At 54.6% G+C, this 3,530-nt stretch carries 5 protein-coding genes; all 5 read right to left on the bottom strand.

Annotation, left to right across the window (positions count from 1 at the left end; all coding sequences use genetic code 11):
* Positions 1 to 840 (bottom strand): organoarsenical effux MFS transporter ArsJ (gene arsJ, locus Q0683_RS07830; RefSeq protein ID WP_298977155.1); only part of this gene is annotated, 840 nt, incomplete at its 3' end.
* Between the two features lie 10 nt (positions 841 to 850).
* The gene (locus tag Q0683_RS07825) at positions 851 to 1,861 is read right to left on the bottom strand and encodes an ArsJ-associated glyceraldehyde-3-phosphate dehydrogenase (protein WP_298613750.1); all 1,011 of its coding nucleotides are present in this window, start codon (positions 1,859 to 1,861) and stop codon (positions 851 to 853) included.
* Positions 1,862 to 1,943: 82 nt separating this feature from the next.
* Positions 1,944 to 2,552 carry a beta-carotene isomerase domain-containing protein gene (locus Q0683_RS07820; RefSeq protein WP_298977152.1) on the bottom strand — a complete coding sequence of 203 codons (609 nt, stop codon included), beginning with the start codon at positions 2,550 to 2,552 and terminating at the stop codon, positions 1,944 to 1,946.
* On the bottom strand, positions 2,542 to 3,099 hold the full coding sequence (locus Q0683_RS07815) for a hypothetical protein (protein ID WP_298977150.1): 558 nt from the start codon (positions 3,097 to 3,099) through the stop codon (positions 2,542 to 2,544). The genes Q0683_RS07820 and Q0683_RS07815 overlap by 11 nt, the downstream gene beginning before the upstream one ends.
* 16 nt (positions 3,100 to 3,115) lie before the next feature.
* Positions 3,116 to 3,277 (bottom strand): hypothetical protein, encoded by a 162-nt coding sequence (locus Q0683_RS07810; protein ID WP_298977148.1) that lies wholly within the window; start codon positions 3,275 to 3,277, stop codon positions 3,116 to 3,118.
* Positions 3,278 to 3,530: the final 253 nt, after the last annotated feature.

Here is a 3,530-nt window from a genome sequence, read left to right as displayed (position 1 = left end):
ACCGCGGTTGAGGTATTTCAACAGAACCGGTGCCGCAGACTGCACACCGCCATAGCCAATGACCCACAGGGCGAGAAAGCCCCCCACTTCATAAAATGACCAGTTGAGGACACTTTGGAGATAGACCGGCAGGCCCACCACAAACCAGACATCCCGCGCCCCAAAGAGGAAAAAGCGGGCGGCGGAAAGGATATTGATCTCCTTGCTCTTGGAAAAGAGTTGACGAAACTTGATTTTCTTTTTGATCTGCCCCATCCCCCGCGGCAGCAAGAAACCGGTAAGCATGATCAGGAGGAGGGCGATCGCCATTATCCACAGGGACGCCACAAAGCCCGCCAACGTCAATAGTACACTTCCCACAAAGAAGCCCACCCCCTTGAGGGCGTTTTTAGACCCCGTCAGAATTGCCACCCACTTAAAGAGGCGCGACTCCGCCTCTTGGGGCACTACCAAGCGAATGGCACTCTTGGAACTCATTTTGGTGAGGTCTTTGGCCACCCCCGACATCGCCTGTGCCGTCATTACATAGGGCACGGCAAACCACAACGGCCAGTCTTGCGTTAGAGGTGTAAGCATAAGGAGCGAGATCACCTGCAAGCCAATGCCGGCGTAAAGGGTGACATTTAATCCCAACCGCGCACCAATCCAACCACCAAGAAAATTAGTGATAATGCCAAAAATTTCATAGAAGAGAAATAGGAAGGCAATTTGCAGCGGGGTGTAGCCAATCTGGTTAAAATACAGCAGCACTAACATCCGCAGCGCGCCATCGGTAATCGTGAACCCCCAGTAGGCGAGGGTCACAATCATGTAGTTGCGGACACTGGTGGACACAGCCATAGCAGACTCCCTAGGACAAAGTTAGGGCGACGTAGCGCGCTAATTCCGCCAAGCGGTTGCTGTAGCCCCATTCGTTGTCGTACCACGCGAGAATTTTCACCTGCGTTTCATCCACCACCATGGTAGAGAGGGCATCCACAATGCTGGAACGGGGGTCGTTGCAGTAGTCCACAGAGACAAGGGGACGCTCCTCATAGCCGAGAATTCCCTTGAGTTCCCCGGCTGCCGCGGCCTTGAGAGCTGCATTCACTTCTGCCACACTCGTGGGGCGACTAACTTCAAAAACACAGTCTGTGAGCGATGCGTTCAACAGAGGTACCCGCACCGCCAAGCCGTTCAGTTTCCCCTGGAGTTCTGGATAAATCAGCCCGATGGCAGTGGCTGAGCCGGTTGTCGTGGGTATAAGAGACATGAGACTAGAGCGCGCACGGCGCAAGTCCTTATGGGGAGCATCAACGACGGTTTGCGTATTCGTGACATTGTGAATGGTGGTGATCAAACCATGGCGAATGCCAAAGGTTTCGTGAATAACTTTCACAACGGGAGCAAGGCAGTTTGTCGTACAGGAGGCAGCAGTGAGCAAGTGGTGTTCTTGGGGATTGTAGAGGTGATCATTCACCCCCATGACAATGTTGAGGGCTTGCTCTTTAACCGGGGCAGCAACAATGACTTTTTTCACCCCTGCGGCAAAGTAGGCAGCCAGTTGTTCTGGCGTTCGGAATTTACCCGAGCATTCCAAAACAATCTCGACTCCCCGCTCTTGCCAAGGCACCTCTGCTGGGGTTTTCGCTTCCGAAAAGCTGATGATCTGATCGTCAATGGCGATCGCCCCCTCTTTGGCTTGAATGGTTTGGGGCCAACGGCCATGAACCGAATCAAACTCCAACAAATAAGCAGCCGCAGTCGGGCCTCCCTTAATCTCGTTGATGTGGCGAAAGTCCAGCTCAGGCCAACCCCAGGCAGCCCGCAAAACCAAGCGACCAATACGACCAAAGCCATTGATGCCAATGCCGACGCCCATCGTTGCTGCTCCAGCAGTACACCCCTACCCTATTTCAAGGCCTCTTGAACTGTCAATCTGCAACCATTCTTAAAGGGTGCCCCTAGACATGGGGACAGGAGGCTTGGGTTGGTTCATGCCAACAGGGGAGAATTGTTGGCTCAGGAATCGGATGGGCAGGCGTACCAAAAACCATCTCGCAACTGGAGTCCCTAAAGTTGGGAGTCATAGTTAAAGGAAGGCCAAGCTGCTGCCGAAAAAACTGCTCTGTCGGCTTTTTACAGAGGTTCACACACAGCGCCATGCATTGGCCCTCGGCCAAGTAACGGCATTTTTGAATGCGGACGCCACTTTGCTGCCATTGGCGAGATTTATTCGGGAGAAGCACCTCAACCCAGTAGCGATCGCTGGCACCAACTAGCCAACCTGTGAGCCGGGTGGCAAACCACGCATTCCCTTCACAGACCCAGCGGGTAGGACGCACAAACCTGCGGATGAGAGCACTGACCGTCGGCGGGATGAGAAGATCAAAGACCTTAGCAACTATGGCCTGCTGCTGCGCCGGCGATCGCCCTTGCTTTAGTTGCCGAGTGATCTCAATAAAGCCAACGTAGTCGAATCGCCGTGCCCGAACACCAAGGACATTGGCGATCGCCCGAATGAGGCGAGCTAAGCACCATTGCTCTAGCCAATTCAAGGACTTAGGGGGCATTGTCGAGGTACTCTAACACTTCCAGGGCAGCACGGCGAACAATTGGCTCTGTTTCCTGTCCTAAGAGGAGATAGAGCGCTTCTTGCACCTGACGGCGATCGGCGCCCTGAGAGACACGAGCAAGTTGGCGAATGGCCACCAGCCGATGCAGGGGTTGAGGATGGGTGAGGTCAGTCAACCACCGGCAGACCTGTTGGGTCTGATGCTGCTGTTGCAGTTGTCCAATCGTTGTCCCCAGCAGAGCAATGACACCCACCAGCAGCAGGCCAAGGAAGATAAGAGCCACCACCAACCACGGATCTGCCGTGTGCTGCCCCACATGGAGAAGGGTATAGGTCCCCAAACAGGCCAGCACCCCCCCCGCCACCGTCAAGGCAAAGGGATGATATAGCCAGTGGTGAACCTGCTGGCGCAGATCCTGCCACAGCGTTAAAAGTCGGCGTTGCCACCGGCTGAGGAGAAAAATCGTACCCACCCCGCTGAGAGTAGCAATCATCAGGGGGCCATCGGTTTGCCACAGAAGGAGGCCTGTCCCTAGGCCAGCCATGACAAGTACAAGGCGTTCAGAAAGGAACCTCAGAACAGCGGACTTCCAGCGGCGGCGGCGCGATCGCGTAGCGTGCCCTTTGGGCAATCGCCTTTGGCGCAGCGGAGTTGAGTGCTGTTGAGGTCGTGGCAATGACCATTTCGCCCAAGAGGTAACCATAGAGTGGGTGTGCTGCCAATTGCTGTCTTATTCTACTTTGTGCAGGTGACTAAGTGACATTAGAAGCGACTAAAGGTTATAATGCTCCTATGAGTACAAAGAGATATTGCCAGTGGTCTGGTGCTGCGAAATAGATTCGAGAAGCGCTGTCGGGCGGACAGTGCTGAAAATGCCCCTGGAGAGGTTCTGGCGGGGGTGTCCTTTGGGGCACCTCTCCTAAGCGTCGAGGGAACCCTAGCCAAGACTCTGTGAACGGGGAATCTCCTGCTATA

It is taken from the genome of uncultured Thermosynechococcus sp. (assembly GCF_938074695.1).
GTDB lineage: Bacteria > Cyanobacteriota > Cyanobacteriia > Thermosynechococcales > Thermosynechococcaceae > Thermosynechococcus.
Note: the sequence above shows the minus strand (reverse complement) of the source record. Positions and strands in the feature narration are given on the sequence as shown.